Origin of the sequence: Pseudomonas botevensis, assembly GCF_019145475.1 — a bacterium.
GTDB lineage: Bacteria > Pseudomonadota > Gammaproteobacteria > Pseudomonadales > Pseudomonadaceae > Aquipseudomonas > Aquipseudomonas botevensis.
The window spans coordinates 188,855-203,741 of the sequence record NZ_JAHTKI010000007.1 but is presented as its reverse complement, the minus strand read 5'-3'; the positions used below and the strand labels follow the sequence as shown (position 1 = coordinate 203,741).

The following is a 14,887-nucleotide window of genomic DNA, read 5'->3' as shown; positions in this document are numbered from 1 at the left end:
GGCTCCCGCATTTTTCACAGGGGTGGCCGGACGGGCAGTTCAGTGCGTGACGCAAGCAATGGTGGCGAGCGGCGGCAGGCCGATTTCTTCGTCGCTGAGGTGGCAACCGGGGTCCTGGCCCCAGAGGTTGCCCTCGGCCCAGGCGCGGGTGCGCGTATTGCCGTTGCAGAGGCTCAACCAGCGGCATTCACCGCAACGGCCGCCGACCGCGCGGGGATGGGCGCGCAGTTGCTGGAGCAGGGCGTCGGGCTGCTCCAGCCACAGGGTCCGAAACGGCGTGCGCCGCACGTTGCCCACCGAGTGCTGCCACCAATAAGTGTCCGGGTGGACTTCACCGGTGTTGTCGATGTTGGCGATGCCGCTGCCCGAGGCATTGCCACCCCAGGCGCGCAGCATGTGTTCCAGTTGCGCAGCGTGTTCGGGTAGATGTTCGTTGACCCATTGCAGTAGCAGAACCGCATCGGCATCGTTGTTGCCGCTGACGAAATCGCTGTCGCGGCCCAGCATTACATCGTCCCAGGCACGCTCGAAGATTAGCCTCATCGCATCGCGGCTCATCTGTTGCCGGGCGTCGAGTTTGCGGCTGCGCTTGCCACGACCGCTGTAATTGAGGTGCGACAGGTAAAACTTCTGCACGTCGTATTCGTGCATCAGCCCCAGCAACTGCGGGAGTTGCGCATGATTCTCCTGAGTCAGCGTGGTGCGCAGGCCGACGCGGATACCGTGCTCGCGACACAAACGGATCGCCTGCATGGAGCTGGCGAAACTGCCCTTGAGCTGGCGGAACGCGTCATGGGTGGCTTCCAGGCCATCGATGCTGATCCCCACATAATCGAAGTTCGCAGCATGTATCTGCGCGATGTTGTGCGAGCCGATCAGCGTGCCATTGGTGGACAAGGCGACGAAGAAACCCTTGGCGCGGGCGTGGGCGCTCAACACAAACAGGTCATCACGCAGCAACGGTTCACCGCCGGAAAGAATCAGTACCTTGACGCCAGCGTCGTGCAAGTCATCGATCACCATCAGTGCCGCCGAGGTATCCAGCTCATCGCGAAACACGCTGTCGGCCGAGGTCGCATAACAGTGTTTGCAGGTCAGGTTGCAGCGCCGCAACAGATTCCAGATCACCACTGGCGGGCGCAGGCTGCCCGGCGGGCTGGTTCTCGGTGCCGGAGCCTGGCCGGCCAGGGCTTTCAGGTATTGGCTGATCCTCAACATGCCACTCTCCTTGTGCAGTGTGTTCAGCGTGCGGCGGGTGACAGGCGCAGCCCGGTTTTTTTCAGGATGCGGCTGCTCACCAGCATGTCGTCGGCGGCACAGGCATCGCCCAGCAGGTAACGCAGGTGTTCGCGATAACTGTCGATTTCCTCGCGGCTGCGGCCGTGAACCATGGCAAACAGGTTGTAGCGCCATCCCGGCCGACGCGGGCGCCGATAGCAATGACTGACGAAGGGCTGCGCGCCGAGCAGGGCGCCGAGGCGCGGCATGTCGGTGTCGCGCACGTCCCATACGGTCATGCCGTTGTGGCAATAGCCCAGGCGATAGTGGTTGGGGACGGCGGCGATCCGGCGGATCGCGCCTTCGGCCTGCAAGCGCTTGAGCAGATCCAGGGTGGATTCGACGCTCAGCTCCAGTTCTCCGGCGAGCCAGGCCCAGGGATCTTCCACCAGCGGCAAACCGGCCTGGGTCAGTACCACCAGACGTTGGGCGAGCGATGATTCAGACCGGGAAATACAGACCGACATGGTAAGTCTCCTCCTTGGGCAGATTGAGCACCGGCAGACCGGTCAGGGTCTCGATGCGCTGTAGCGTGTCGCTCAGGTCCTGTTCAGAGGCACAGCCGAGGACGAACCACATGTTCCACGGATGTTCGCGGCGATAGTTGTGCGCCACCTCCGGCAAGGCATGCAGTTGCCCGGCGACCTCGTCGAAACGCACTTCGGGCACGCTCAGCGCGGCGAGGGTGAAGGCGCCGCCCAGCCGCTCGATATCGAACATCGGGCCGAAACGGGTCAGTACGCCGTCTTCCAGCAGGTTGTGGACGCGGTCGAGCAGTTCGCGGGCGCTGCTTTGCAGCTCATCGGCCAGCACCTGCCACGGATGGCGCACCAGCGGCAGACCCAGTTGCAGGCGATTGATCAGGCGACGGTCGAGGTCATCCATGGGCGGGCACTCCGCTCGGCAGCGGGGCGAAACGCCCGCCGCATTGTTTGAAGGCGTGGCTGCTGAACAGCAGTTGGTGCGGCAGGTCGCTGAGCAGATGGGCTTCCAGCATTTGCCGAATCTGCGCCTCGACCCGCTCACGTTGCCGGCCATGCACCATGCAGAACAGGTTGTAACGCCACTGCGGCAAGCGTCGCGGGCGCTGATAACAAAGGCTGATGCCGGGCGCGTGGCCCAGACGCTGGCCGACTTCATCGATCAGCGCGTCCGGCACATCCAGCACCAGCATGGCGTTGGCGGTGAAGCCCAGTGCGCGGTGGTTGAGCACCAGGCCGATCCGGCGGAACAGGCCTTGCGCATGCCATTGGCGCATTTGCCCGAGCACCTGGGTTTCGTCCGTGCCGATCTGCTCGGCGAGCGCCTGATAGGGCCGCGAAACGCGCGGCAATCCTTGCTCCAGAAGGCGACGCAGGGCCAGCGCCTGCGCGGCTGTCATGGGTTTTCTCCCAAGGCGAAACCGAGGTCGATGCGGTAGGCGGTCAACATCGGCAGGTCCAGCGGCGCAAGACCGGTGTCGCGCTCCAGTTCCTCAAGGACACGCTCGATGTGCCGGCGATCAGGCCCGGTCAGCACAAACCACAGGTTGTAGTGATGCTCGCGCCCGTAGTTGTGATTGACCTCGGGGTATTGGCTGACGCGTTCGGCCACCTGATGCAGGCGCTCGGCGGGCACGGCGAGGGCGGCGAGCGTGCTGGCCCCGGCGCGGCTGTGTTCGAACACCGGGCCGACCCGCGACAGGGCGCCGGCCAGTTCCAGGCGTTGCAGGCAGGCCAGCACCTGCGCCTCGCTGCAACTCAGGACCCGGGCCATCTCCAGATAAGGTTCGGCGCACAGCGGCATGCCGTGCTGGAAGCGGTCGATCAGTTGCCGGCTGAGCAGGTCGAGGTCCATTTCAATAACCCGTTTTCTGCGCGCGACTGCTGAAGAAAATACCGCTCGGCGCGGCAGCGGGAAGGGTGCTGACCGGCTTCAGGCTGTACGGGTCCCAGACCTGCACCTGATCGCCATCGCGCAGCGACAGCCACAACTGATCGCCCCGGGCGGTGAATTCCATGTGCAGCACCGCCGGTCCCGGTCGCAGATCGGCGACCACGGCATGGGTTTCCGTGTCGATCACCTGCACCCGATCGTTGTCCGGGTAGGCGAAATTGACCCATACCTGCCGACCGTCCGGCCGTGAGGTGACGAACACCGGTTGCCCGGCCACTGGGATCGCAGCGGTCTGTCGCCAGGTGCGCGCATCCATCACCAGCACCTGATGGCGACCGACCGCCGGCACGAAGGCCTGGTTGTCGGCCACCGCCCAACCTTCCAGGTGAGGCATCTTGTACACCGGCAATTTTTCCTGACCGCGTCCGTAATCGCCGAGCACGCGTTTCACCCCGCGCTCGGGATGCCAGAGGTCAAGTTGCGCCATGCCGTCTTCACCGAACAGCCCGGCCATGTAATAGCGACCGTCGGGGGTAATCAGTGCGTCGTAGGGCTGCTGGCCGATATTGTTGAAACGATTGATTTTCGGCGACGCGCCCTGGCTGAAGTCGGCGCTCCAGATCTCGCCGGTATCGAACAGGCTGAACACGAAGCGCTGGCCTGGCGCGTCCACCAGGCCGACGACCCGCGAACGCTTGCTGCCATCGGCCAGCGGCGTGGCTGGAATATCCGCCACTTGTCGCAGGCTATGGGCATCGAACACCTTGACCCCGCCGGGCACGTAGTTGGACACGGCGATCAGTTTGCCGTCCTGGCTGATGGCGCCGCCGATGCTGTTGCCGCCCTGGATCACCCGCCGGTCGATGCGTTGGCTCAGCAGGTCGATCTTGCTCAGCCCACCGTCGCGGCCGAACACGTAGGCGTAACGCTGGTCGCGGGAATACACCACTGAGGCATGGGACAGATCCCCCAGGCCTTCGAGGCGGGCCAGTGCGGTATGGGTGTCGCTTTCGATGATTTGCACGCTGCCGCTGGCGCGTTCGATCACCACGCCGAGGTCACCGGTGCCGCGCAAGGGCGGCTGGGCGCAGGCGGACAGGAACAGGCCGGTCGCCGCAGTCAGCAGAATGGATCGGATCATGAGGCGGGGTATCCCTTGAGAAGAAGGTCGACCAGCCAGCGGATGTCATCCGGGGCGAGCAGCGGGGCCCAGGGCGGCATCGCGGTGCCGGGACGGCCGAAGGTGACGGTGGCGATCAGGCTGTCCCGGGACTTGCCGGCCAGCGCCGCGCGGGTCAGTTCGGGACCGAGCCCGCCGGTCATGTGCAGGCCGTGGCAGGCGCCGCAGTCCTGGGCCAGCAGGTGTTCGAGTTGCGCCTGACGCGTGGCGTCCGGCGCGGCCACCGAGGTTGCGCAAAAAAGGAGGAGGGTCGCCAGAACGACAGCGTGTCGATGGATCGTCATGGCGCCCTCCAGTTGGCTATTTGAGGCTCAGGACCCAGGTCGCAAGCGTCTTCGCTTCGTCATCCGTCACCGGGTTGGCCGGCATCGGGATCGGTCCCCAATTGCCTTGCGTACCGTTCTTGATATGCCCGGCCAGGGTGTCTGCGGCGCCGGCAACACCGGCATTTTTCGCCGCCACTTCCTTGAGTGCCGGACCGACCAGTTTGGCGTCGATGGCATGGCAGGCGGCGCAGGGTTTGCTCTTGAACAGTTCCAGCCCGTCCTGGGCCATGGCCGGCTGCACGCTCAGTGCAGTGCCCAGGGCGAACAGTGAAAACAGAGTATTTTTCATGACGCGTCCTTGTATTGATGAAGCTCAATAGATGTCGTGTTGGGTGTTGTAGACGTTGAATTTGCCGGTCGGGGTAATCAGGCGCGGGTCCTTGATCACGGTCTTGAGCTTCAGGGTCTTGTCGTCGATCACCACCAGTGCAGACTCGTCTTCCTGACCGCTCCACACCGAGAACCAGACCTCGTCGCCGGCCTTGTTGTATTCCGGTTGCACCACGCGCATCGCGCCTTTTTTGATCCCCGCGTATTCGGCAATCGGCAGCACGGTGTAGCCGGCGTCGAGCTTGTCGATGTCGAACACCGCCACCGACTGACTGAGTTTTGCATCCGGGTTGAGGGTGGTATCGACGTACAGGTGACGGGAGTCGGGGTGGGTCTTGATGAACAGCGAGCCGCCGCCCTGGCCCTTGATCGAGGCGACCTGTTTCCAGGCGTATTGCGGGTGTTTGAGCGGGTCGGTGCCGATCAGCGAGATGCCGTCATCGCCGAGGTGACTGGTAGCCCACACCGGGCCGTAGGTCGGGTGCTCGAAGTTGGCGCCGCGCCCTGGATGCGGGGTTTTGCCGACGTCCACCAATGCGGTCAGCTTGCGATCCCTGGAATCGATCACGGCGACCTTGTTGGAGTTGTTGGCGGCCGTCATGAAGTAGCGGTGGGTGCTGTCCCAGCCGCCGTCATGCAGGAACGGCGCGGCGTCGATGTAGGTGATGCTGAGGTTCTTGATGTCCTGATAATTGACCAGCATGACCTTGCCGGTTTCCTTGACGTTGACGATGAACTCCGGCCATTCGTGGGAGGCGATGATCGCCGCGACGCGCGGTTCCGGGTGGTATTCCTGCTTGTCGACGGTCATGCCACGGGTCGAGACGATCTGCTTCGGCTCCAGGGTTTCGCCGTCCATGAGGGTGAACTGCGGCGGCCAGTAGGAGCCGGCGATGGTGTATTTGTCCTCGTAGCCCTTGAACTTGGAGGTTTCCACCGAGCGCGCCTCGATGCCGACCTTGACCTCGGCGACTTTGGTTGGCTCCACCGGCCAGAGGTCGATCATGTCGATCCGTGCATCACGGCCGATCACCAGCAGGTAGCGACCCGAGGCGGAAATCCGCGAGATGTGCACCGCGTAACCGGTTTCGATCAGCTTGACGATTTTCTTGCTATCGCCGTCGATCAGGGCAATCTTGCCGTCGTCGCGCAGGGTCACCGAGAACAGGTTGGGCAGGTTGAGTTTGCTTAGCTGCTTTTTCGGCCGGTCTTCGGGTTTGACCAGCACTTTCCAGGTCTTCAGGGTTTCGGCCATGCCCCATTCCGGCGGTGTCGGCGGCGTGTGTTGAATGAACTTGGCCATGGCCGTGATCTGTTCTTTGGTCAGCGCATTGGACGTTCCCCAGTTCGGCATGCCTGCCGGTGAGCCGTAGGTAATCAGGGCTTCCAGATAGGCCTGGCCGCGCGACTGGGTGATGTCCGGCGTCAGCGGCTTGCCGGTCGCGCCCTTGCGCAGAACACCGTGGCAACCGGCGCAACGCTGGAAGTAGATTTCCTTGGACGAGTCGAACTCGGCCTGGCTCATGTCGGGGGCGCCGACGGTTTTCATCAGTGCCGGGCCGGCCGTCGCCGGGGCAGGCTCCTCGGCCCCGGTGGCGTGGCTCATCACCAGCGTCGAACAGAGTGTGGCGACAGTCAGGGCAAACGTTTTTCTGTTGCTGATCAGCATTCCATTTCTCCTCAGGCAAGACCTTTGCGACGTGCCACGCGGCAGCACGGGACGCAGGTTCTTAGTGCGTTGCAAGGCTATGCCCGGGAAGGTCGATGGCGGCTTGACGGCGATCAAGTTTGCCGGCCGTGCCACTTGCCAGTTTGTCGCAGGGGTCAGTAGCGTGATTTTCAATCCCGCTGCCGAATCAGGTGTCCCATGGAGCTTGTGAACGAACCCTTCTACCAACCCCAGGCCAACGAGCAGGCGCTGTTCGAGCAGGCCTGGCGCCATGGCATGCCGGTGCTGATCAAGGGGCCGACCGGGTGTGGCAAGACCCGTTTTGTCCAGCACATGGCTCATCGTCTGAAGCGGCCGCTGTACACCGTGGCCTGCCACGACGATTTGAGCGCGGCCGACCTGATAGGCCGACATCTGATCGGTGCCCAGGGCACGTGGTGGCAGGACGGGCCGCTGACCCGTGCGGTGCGCGAGGGCGGGATCTGCTACCTCGACGAAGTGGTCGAAGCGCGCCAGGACACCGTGGTGGTGCTGCATCCGCTGGCCGATGATCGCCGCGAGCTGTTCCTCGAACGCACCGGCGAAGTGCTCAAGGCACCGCCGGGTTTCATGCTGGTGGTGTCGTACAACCCCGGTTACCAGAACCTGCTCAAGGGCATGAAACCCAGCACCCGCCAGCGCTTCGTGGCGATGCGTTTCGACTATCCGCCGCAAGACGAAGAGGTGCGCATCGTCGCCCGGGAGGCGCAGGTGGACACGGCGCTGGCGACGCAAGTGGTCAGGCTCGGGCAGGCGTTGCGGCGGCTCGATCAACATGATCTGGAAGAGGTCGCTTCGACCCGGTTGCTGATTTTCACCGCGCGGATGATCCGCTCCGGCATGACCCCGCGTGAGGCCTGCATGGCCTGTCTGGCCGAACCATTGAGCGACGATCAGCAGACCGTTGCGGCGCTGATGGACGTGGTCGATGTCCACTTCGGCTGAGTCCGCAGCGGCTGCGCCCGGCCACTTGCCGGGCGATCTGGCGATGTGGTTTTTCATGCTCGCCGAGCTGTCGGTGTTCGCCCTGTTGATTCTGGCGTTCGCCGTGACCCAGGCGATCAAACCGCAGATGTTCAGCGACAGTCGCTTGTTGCTGGACACCTCCACCGGCCTGGCGATGACCCTCGGTTTGCTCACCGCCGGCCTGTTCGCCGCGCTGGCCCTGGAGCAGGTCAGGCACTCACGGCCCCGTCGCGGCGCGGCGCTGTTGCTGGGGGCGTTGCTCGCGGCCAGTGTCTACGTGGTGTTGAAACTCAGCGAGTACCGGCACTTGCTGGCGTCGGGGCTGGGCCTTGAGCACAACACGTTTTTCACCCTCTACTGGATCCTCACCGGGTTTCATTTTCTCCACGTCCTGCTGGGCATGGTCATCCTTGGATGGCTGGCCGAGCGTTGTCGTCGTGGCGGGTTCGACGCGGACAAGCGCAGTGGTCTGGAGTCCGGTGTGCTGTATTGGCACATGGTCGATCTGGTCTGGGTGGTCCTGTTTCCGCTGGTCTACGTGCTCGATTGACGGGAGGCGTCATGCCGGTTTCCAGATTGCTGATTCTTTGCTGGGCTGCGCTGGTGACGCTGAGCGTCTGCACGGTGTTGCTGGCGCATGCCGGTGCGTCGCTGTCGATAGCGATTTTGCTGGTGGCGGTCGGCAAGGCCTGGCTGATCGCCGACGGCTTCATGGAGCTGCGCCGTGCGCCACGTCTGTGGCGTCGGTTGATGCTGAGCTGGGCGTTGGTGCTGGCGATGCTGGTGGGGGTTGCGCTGGTGCTTTCGCGCTAGGAAAACCTGAGTAAAACCATCTGACTTTCTTGATTGCCATCAAGCGGATTTCGCCCCCGCGCTTCCTATCATGGACGGGCCAAGCCAAGAGGAAGCGACGATGTCAGAGACCTTCACCAAAGGCATGGCCAGGAACATCTACTTCGGGGGAAGCATCTTTTTCTTCCTGATATTCCTGGCTTTGACCTATCACACCGAACAGACCTTTCCCCAACGCAGCAACGAAGCGCAACTCACCGATGCAGTGATTCGCGGCAAGAGCGTCTGGGAGCAGAACAACTGCATCGGCTGCCACACGCTGCTGGGCGAGGGCGCTTACTTTGCGCCTGAGCTGGGCAACGTGGTGCAGCGGCGCGGCGGCGAGGAGGGCTTCAAGCCGTTCCTGCATGCCTGGATGAAGATGCAGCCGCTGGGCGTCCCGGGGCGGCGCGCGATGCCGCAGTTCAACTTGAGCGAGCAGGAGGTCGACGACATCGCCGAATTCCTCAAGTGGAGCTCGAAAATCAACACCAATGGCTGGCCGCCAAACAAGGAGGGCTGAGAGATGAGCATGGCTAATCCACATCTGAAATTCGCCTCGCAAGCCGTCGCCAAACCGTACTTCGTGTTTGCCCTGATGCTGTTTCTCGGCCAGGTGCTGTTCGGTTTGATCATGGGCCTGCAATACGTGATCGGCGACTTCCTGTTCCCGGTCATCCCGTTCAACGTGGCGCGGATGGTGCACACCAACCTGTTGATTGTCTGGCTGCTGTTCGGCTTCATGGGCGCCGCCTACTACCTGGTTCCGGAAGAGGCCGACCGTGAGCTGCACAGCCCGAAACTGGCGATTGTGCTGTTCTGGGTGTTCGCCGCCGCCGGGGTGCTGACGATCCTCGGCTATCTGCTGGTGCCTTACGCCGGCCTGGCCCGGCTGACCCACAACGAACTGCTGCCGACCATGGGCCGGGAGTTCCTTGAGCAGCCGACCATCACCAAGATGGGCATCGTGGTGGTGTGCCTGGGTTTTCTCTACAACATCGGCATGACCCTGCTCAAAGGGCGCAAGACCACGGTCAGCATGGTGATGATGACCGGGTTGATCGGCCTCGCGGTGTTCTTCCTGTTCTCCTTCTACAACCCCGGCAACCTGGCCCGCGACAAGTTCTACTGGTGGTGGGTGGTGCATCTGTGGGTGGAAGGTGTGTGGGAACTGATCATGGGTTCGATGTTGGCCTTCGTCCTGATCAAGATCACCGGGGTCGACCGCGAAGTGGTGGAGAAGTGGCTGTACGTGATCATCGCCATGGCGCTGATTACCGGGATCATCGGCACCGGTCACCACTTCTTCTGGATCGGTGCGCCGGAGGTCTGGCTGTGGGTCGGCTCGATCTTCTCGGCGATGGAACCGCTGCCGTTCCTGGCGATGGTGATGTTCGCCTTCAGCATGGTGAAGAAGCGTCGCCGCCAGCACCCGAACCGTGCCGCCACGCTGTGGGCCAAGGGCACCACGGTCACCGCGTTCTTTGGCGCGGGCGTCTGGGGTTTCCTGCACACCCTGGCACCGGTCAACTTCTACACCCACGGCACGCAATTGACGGCGGCCCACGGTCACCTGGCGTTCTACGGCGCTTACGCAATGATCGTCATGACGCTGATCAGTTACGCCATGCCGCGCTTGCGTGGCCTGGGTGAGGCCGGTGACGAGCGCTCGCAGAGCCTGGAAATCTGGGGTTTCTGGCTGATGACCCTGTCGATGGTGGCGATCACGCTGTTCCTCACCGCCGCCGGTGCGGTGCAGGTCTATCTGCAACGCTGGCAGGTCGAGCCACTGCCGTTCATGGGCACGGTCGAGCATCTGCAAGTGCTGTTCTGGGCGCGGCTGGGAGCCGGTCTGGGCTTCTTCGCCGGACTGCTCTGCTACTTGCTCAGTTTCCGCCAGCGTGGTCGCGCCGCTTTGCGCGCACCGGCGCCGGTGGTGCCCTCGTGAGCCTGCGCCACGGTTAGAAAAAGGTCGGCCCGGCTGAGACAGCGGGCCGTTTTTTTGTTTTGAAAAAGGGGCGGATTGCATGGCTTTCACCGTGGAACTGGAAGAGTGGGTAGGCAGTGCCTGGCACCGCTTCATCACCCGCCGCGCCAGTCCGGATTTCCCCGAGGCGCGGGTCGAACTGAGCCGTCAGCAACGTTCGCTGGGGCTGCTGTTCCGCGCCATGGGCGGCGCCAGTGGCATCGGTGTCGAAGCCGCCAGCGACCGCGATCTGCTGTTACGGCGCAATGTGTTGCAGCAGATCGCCGGGACCTGCAAGCAAGTGCCGCTGGCGTGGTGTGACGCGGCCAGTCTGCGGCTGCCGTCGAGCCTGGCGGTGTTTCCCGAGATTGCGCTGAATGAAGAACTCTATCGCTGGCTCGCGCTGCTGGCGGCGCAGGCCGGGCGCATGCGTCACTGGGGACGGGACAATCAGCGCTGGACGCAACAACTGCTGCAGCGCTATCCGGCGTTGCGCGCCCGGTATGAGCGGCTGGTGGCGGCGCATCTGGCGTTGCGCCCCGATCCGGCTGCGTTGAGCCACAGCGAAGCGGCGCTGGAGCGGGCGTTGTGTCAGGCGCTGCGCGAACCCGGCAGCGTCGAGCATTTCCCCCGTAGCGAGCGCGCGGCGTGGCCGTTGCCGCTGTGGTTGTACCCGCCGCAGAACCTCGCCAGTCCGCAGGCGGCGGATCTGGGCGATGAATCCGAAGAGTCGCTGACCACGCCGTCCGGTGAGCAAAAGGCCGGGCGCAAGCGTGCCCGGCGTATCGATGACAGCACCCGCGAGGGCGGACTGTTGGTGGTGCGTCTGGAGAATCTGTTCAGTTGGACAGAACACGTCGATCTGGATCGCTGGTCGGACGACAGCGAAGATCCGGACGCCGCCCGAGTGGCTGACGATCTCGACGAGCTGACCCTGTCGCGCACCCGGTTGCGCAAGGGCGGCGGCCTCAAATTGCATCTGGATCTGCCGCCCGTGGATGTCGATGACGTGCCGCTGGGCGAGGGGATCAAGTTGCCGGAGTGGGATTACCGCAAACAGCAAATGCAGGCCGGTTTCGTCAATCTGCAAATGATGCTGCCGCGGGACTGCGCGGCGCAGGCGCTGCCGGTGCGGCTCAAGGCCTCGGCGCTGCGTTTGCGGCGTCAGTTCGAGCATTTGCGCAATGACCGGCAGTGGTTGCGTCAGCAGCCCCAGGGGTCGGAACTGGACCTGTCGGCCTGGCTGGATTTTCACGTTGAACGCGAACAGGGGCAATGCGCCGAACGAGGCCTGTTCATGGAGCGGCGGCAGACTCGCCGCGACCTGGCGTGTCTGCTGCTGGCGGATGTGTCGATGTCCACCGATGCTCACCTGAACGATGAGCATCGGGTGATCGACGTCATTCGCGACAGCCTGCTGCTGTTCGGCGAAACCCTGTCGGGGCTGGGGGATGATTTCGCCCTCTACGGGTTTTCGTCGTTGCGCCGCCAGCAGGTGCGGATGCAGGAACTCAAGGCGTTCACCCAGCGCTATGGCGATGAGACACGCGGCCGCATTCAGGGGCTCAAACCCGGCTATTACACGCGCATGGGCGCCGCGATCCGCCAGGCCACGCAACTGCTCGGGCAGAGCAAACGGCGCAGCAAATTGCTGTTGCTGCTGACCGATGGCAAACCGAATGATCTGGATGTGTACGAGGGGCGCTACGGCGTCGAAGACACCCGCGAAGCGGTGCGCGAAGCACGGCGGCAAGGCCTGACGCCGTTCTGCATCACCATCGATCGCGAGGCCGGGGCTTATCTGCCATACATGTTCGGCGCCAACGGCTACACCCTGATCCGCCAGCCCGAACAACTGCCGCTGCGCTTGCCGCAGCTATACCGGCAGTTGACCCAGGCTTGAGGCCGGGCACCCACCACGTGGCATCAAACGATGCCGCGTGGCAGCCAGAAAAACATGACCACGCAAAACAGCGTCAATCCGATGCAGAACCCCATGAACCGTCGCTGGCGCCGTTCCCCGGCGCGTGCAGCGAGCGTGGGCAGGGGCATGCCGCATTGACTGCATTCGGTTTCGTCATCCGGGTTGGCATGTTGGCAATACAGGCAGATAGGCATGGCATTCACTCGAACTGTTCCAGGCGCAGCCGATCGAGAATCGCGATCTGCCGGCCGTCCTGGGTGATGATGTTTTCATCGATCAGGCGGCGGATGATCCGCGAGAAGGTTTCCGGCTGGATCGACAAGTGCCCGGCAATCAGTTGTTTGGCCATGGGCAATTCGAACTGGCTGTCCACGGTTTGCTGGCGCACCAATTGCGTCAGCAGGTAGCGCACCACGCGGTGGGTGGCGTTTTTCAGCGACAGGGTTTCGATTTCGTTGACCCGCTGGTGCAGACGAACACTGAGCTTGGCGAGCAAGGCAAAGGTCAGGCGGCTGTTGTTTTGCAGCAGGCGCATGTAAGTGTGGTTGGACAACCGGTACAGCTGCGTCGGGCAGACGGCTTCCGCCGAGGCCACGTAATTGGGGGTGTCCATCAGCATCATCGCTTCGGCGAAGGTCTGCCGGTCGCCGATGACTTCGAACACTTTCTCCTGCCCGTCGGGCGTCAACCGGTAGATCTTCACCGCCCCGGCGATGACGAAATAGAACGCATCCGCCGGCTCACCCTGGCGGAACAACGGTTCGCCCTTGTCGATGCTCAACAAGTGGCCGGTACTCATCAGTTCATCCATCTGTTCGTCGTTCAGCGGCTCGAACAAATGATGACTGCGCAGAATCTGGTGGTGGACACGATGCAGCACCATGAACATTCATCCTTAAAAAATTGATCAGGAACCTGTCAGACCAGGCCCAGGGAGAGGCTGCTGGCCACGGCCACGACCGAACTCAACACCACGAACCAGGCCAATGGCTGGATGACTTTTTTCATGACGACTCCGCTAATCGAAAGGGGCAAGGACTGAGCCTGCTCAGCAAGACACGGGCCATGCCTGAAAGGCCTTGTCTACGCGGACCTCATCAATCTGTGTGGTTAAAATGACCATTCCATAAGGGGTCAAAGTGACCACAAAGGGTCATTTTGACCCTGATAAGCCCGACGCCTTTTCCACACAAGCCACGCGCCCTCGGGTCGTGCCGTGGAGGCACGGCCCTTGCACTCTTGATCTGTGACAAAGGCGTTCGCTCACCGATACCGGATGATCGAACCCGCAAATGCAGAGGAGTGGCTTCATGCAAGTGCTTGAGCGCAGTAAGGCGTTGGCGATCCCGCCGCTGTTGCGGCTGGCGTTTCGGCCGTTTTTCCTCGCCGGCTGTCTGTTGGCGGTGGTGGCGATTCCGCTGTGGCTGGCGGCATTCAGCGGCGCGGTGGCCAACTGGCAACCGGCCGGTGGCTGGCTGGGCTGGCATCGACATGAACTGCTGTTCGGCTTCGGTCTGGCGATCATTGCCGGGTTTCTGCTGACCGCCGTGCAGACCTGGACCAGTCGCCCCGGTCTCAGCGGCAAGCCATTGGCCGCGCTGGCGCTGGTGTGGTTGTTGGCGCGGGTGGCGTGGTTGGTCAACGCGCCGTGGCCTGTGCTCGCGGTACTCGAACTGGCGTTCCCGCTGGCGGTGGCGGGGTTGATGGGTTTTACCCTGTGGAAGGTGCGGCAGAAGCGTAACTACCCGATTGTGGTGGTCCTGCTGTTGCTGGCCGCCGCTGACGGTTTGTCGTTGTACGGTCTGCTTGAAGGGCATGAAGGCTGGCAGCGTCAGGGTGTGTTGAGTGGTATCTGGCTGGTGGCGGCGATGATGGGGCTGATCGGTGGACGGGTGATTCCGTTCTTTACCCAGCGCGGCCTCGGGCGCAAAGAGGCCGTCGCGCCATGGGCGTGGCTGGACTGGCTGCTGTTGATCGGCTCGCCGCTGGTGGCGCTGTTGTACGCCATCGGACCTGCGCTCAGTCCCAATGTCGGGGTGGGTGCGCTGTTCGCGGTGCTGGGCGCGGGGCATCTGGTACGCCTGTTGCGCTGGCATGATCGGGCCATGTGGCGCGTGCCGCTGTTGTGGTCGCTGCACCTGGCGTACGGCTGGCTGGCGCTGGCGTGCCTGGGCATGGCGCTGTGGCATTTCGGTGTGTCGATCAACCCGAGCCTGGCGGTGCATTGCCTGACTATCGGCGCCATGGGCGGCCTGGTGTTGGCGATGATTGCGCGGGTCAGCCTCGGGCATACCGGTCGGAAACTGGAGCCGCCAGCGGGAATGACCCTGGCATTCATTCTGCTCAATCTGGCCTGCCTCAGTCGCGTCGGATTGATTCTGCTGTTCCCGTTGCCGGCGTTGTGGCTGGCCGGTGTGTGCTGGGCGCTCGGTTTCGGGTTATACGCCTGGCGCTACGGCCCGATGTTGCTGCGGGCGCGGGTGGATGGTCATCCGGGCTGAGC

18 protein-coding genes are annotated in these 14,887 nt (G+C 63.2%); 7 read left to right on the top strand and 11 right to left on the bottom strand.

Annotated elements, in window-relative coordinates; translation table 11 throughout:
* Positions 1 to 39 precede the first annotated feature (39 nt).
* Genes nirJ through KVQ74_RS11915 form a run of 9 tightly spaced genes read right to left on the bottom strand, consistent with a single transcriptional unit; the run spans position 40 to position 6,658 of the window.
* On the bottom strand, positions 40 to 1,218 hold the full coding sequence (nirJ, locus tag KVQ74_RS11955) for a heme d1 biosynthesis radical SAM protein NirJ (RefSeq protein ID WP_217831279.1): 1,179 nt from the start codon (positions 1,216 to 1,218) through the stop codon (positions 40 to 42).
* 23 nt (positions 1,219 to 1,241) lie between these two features.
* On the bottom strand, positions 1,242 to 1,745 hold the full coding sequence (gene ahbB / locus KVQ74_RS11950; protein WP_217831278.1) for a siroheme decarboxylase subunit beta: 504 nt from the start codon (positions 1,743 to 1,745) through the stop codon (positions 1,242 to 1,244).
* Positions 1,720 to 2,163 (bottom strand): Lrp/AsnC family transcriptional regulator, encoded by a 444-nt coding sequence (locus KVQ74_RS11945; RefSeq protein WP_217831277.1) that lies wholly within the window; start codon positions 2,161 to 2,163, stop codon positions 1,720 to 1,722. The genes ahbB (KVQ74_RS11950) and KVQ74_RS11945 overlap by 26 nt, the downstream gene beginning before the upstream one ends.
* On the bottom strand, positions 2,156 to 2,659 hold the full coding sequence (gene ahbB, locus KVQ74_RS11940) for a siroheme decarboxylase subunit beta (RefSeq protein ID WP_217831276.1): 504 nt from the start codon (positions 2,657 to 2,659) through the stop codon (positions 2,156 to 2,158). Before ahbB (KVQ74_RS11940) ends, KVQ74_RS11945 begins: the two co-directional genes overlap by 8 nt.
* Positions 2,656 to 3,114, bottom strand: coding sequence for an Lrp/AsnC family transcriptional regulator (locus KVQ74_RS11935; protein ID WP_217831275.1), 459 nt, complete (start codon positions 3,112 to 3,114; stop codon positions 2,656 to 2,658). The genes ahbB (KVQ74_RS11940) and KVQ74_RS11935 overlap by 4 nt, the downstream gene beginning before the upstream one ends.
* Before the next feature lies 1 nt (position 3,115).
* Positions 3,116 to 4,294 (bottom strand): cytochrome D1 domain-containing protein, encoded by a 1,179-nt coding sequence (locus KVQ74_RS11930; protein WP_217831274.1) that lies wholly within the window; start codon positions 4,292 to 4,294, stop codon positions 3,116 to 3,118.
* A complete protein-coding gene (locus tag KVQ74_RS11925; RefSeq protein WP_217831273.1) occupies positions 4,291 to 4,617 on the bottom strand; it encodes a c-type cytochrome in 327 nt (108 codons plus the stop codon). Before KVQ74_RS11925 ends, KVQ74_RS11930 begins: the two co-directional genes overlap by 4 nt.
* A 16-nt stretch (positions 4,618 to 4,633) precedes the next feature.
* A complete protein-coding gene (locus KVQ74_RS11920; RefSeq protein ID WP_217831272.1) occupies positions 4,634 to 4,948 on the bottom strand; it encodes a c-type cytochrome in 315 nt (104 codons plus the stop codon).
* Between the two features lie 24 nt (positions 4,949 to 4,972).
* Positions 4,973 to 6,658: a nitrite reductase gene (locus KVQ74_RS11915; RefSeq protein WP_217831271.1), complete on the bottom strand. Its 1,686-nt coding sequence runs from the start codon at positions 6,656 to 6,658 to the stop codon at positions 4,973 to 4,975.
* Between the two features lie 198 nt (positions 6,659 to 6,856).
* Here KVQ74_RS11915 and KVQ74_RS11910 point away from each other — a divergent pair, with 198 nt between their 5' ends.
* The 6 genes from KVQ74_RS11910 (at position 6,857) to KVQ74_RS11885 (ending at position 12,363) form a co-directional block, all read left to right on the top strand.
* Complete coding sequence (locus tag KVQ74_RS11910; RefSeq protein ID WP_217831270.1) at positions 6,857 to 7,642, top strand: CbbQ/NirQ/NorQ/GpvN family protein; 786 nt, start codon at positions 6,857 to 6,859, stop codon at positions 7,640 to 7,642.
* The gene (locus KVQ74_RS11905; RefSeq protein WP_217831269.1) at positions 7,626 to 8,213 is read left to right on the top strand and encodes a cytochrome c oxidase subunit 3; all 588 of its coding nucleotides are present in this window, start codon (positions 7,626 to 7,628) and stop codon (positions 8,211 to 8,213) included. The genes KVQ74_RS11910 and KVQ74_RS11905 overlap by 17 nt, the downstream gene beginning before the upstream one ends.
* Positions 8,214 to 8,224: 11 nt before the next feature.
* Positions 8,225 to 8,476 (top strand): cytochrome C oxidase subunit IV family protein, encoded by a 252-nt coding sequence (locus KVQ74_RS11900; RefSeq protein WP_217831268.1) that lies wholly within the window; start codon positions 8,225 to 8,227, stop codon positions 8,474 to 8,476.
* Between the two features lie 100 nt (positions 8,477 to 8,576).
* A complete protein-coding gene (locus KVQ74_RS11895; protein WP_217831267.1) occupies positions 8,577 to 9,017 on the top strand; it encodes a c-type cytochrome in 441 nt (146 codons plus the stop codon).
* Between the two features lie 3 nt (positions 9,018 to 9,020).
* Positions 9,021 to 10,442 carry a cbb3-type cytochrome c oxidase subunit I gene (locus tag KVQ74_RS11890; protein WP_217831266.1) on the top strand — a complete coding sequence of 474 codons (1,422 nt, stop codon included), beginning with the start codon at positions 9,021 to 9,023 and terminating at the stop codon, positions 10,440 to 10,442.
* 79 nt (positions 10,443 to 10,521) lie between these two features.
* A complete protein-coding gene (locus KVQ74_RS11885; protein WP_217831265.1) occupies positions 10,522 to 12,363 on the top strand; it encodes a nitric oxide reductase activation protein NorD in 1,842 nt (613 codons plus the stop codon).
* A 23-nt stretch (positions 12,364 to 12,386) separates the two neighbouring features.
* On the opposite strand, the gene KVQ74_RS11880 is transcribed toward KVQ74_RS11885, so the two are convergent.
* Complete coding sequence (locus KVQ74_RS11880; protein ID WP_225929974.1) at positions 12,387 to 12,578, bottom strand: protein DnrP; 192 nt, start codon at positions 12,576 to 12,578, stop codon at positions 12,387 to 12,389.
* A 5-nt stretch (positions 12,579 to 12,583) separates the two neighbouring features.
* The gene (locus KVQ74_RS11875) at positions 12,584 to 13,267 is read right to left on the bottom strand and encodes a Crp/Fnr family transcriptional regulator (RefSeq protein WP_217831263.1); all 684 of its coding nucleotides are present in this window, start codon (positions 13,265 to 13,267) and stop codon (positions 12,584 to 12,586) included.
* Between the two features lie 427 nt (positions 13,268 to 13,694).
* Here KVQ74_RS11875 and KVQ74_RS11870 point away from each other — a divergent pair, with 427 nt between their 5' ends.
* Positions 13,695 to 14,885, top strand: a complete 1,191-nt coding sequence (locus tag KVQ74_RS11870; protein ID WP_217831262.1) for an NnrS family protein — start codon at positions 13,695 to 13,697, stop codon at positions 14,883 to 14,885.
* The last annotated feature ends 2 nt before the right edge of the window (positions 14,886 to 14,887 follow it).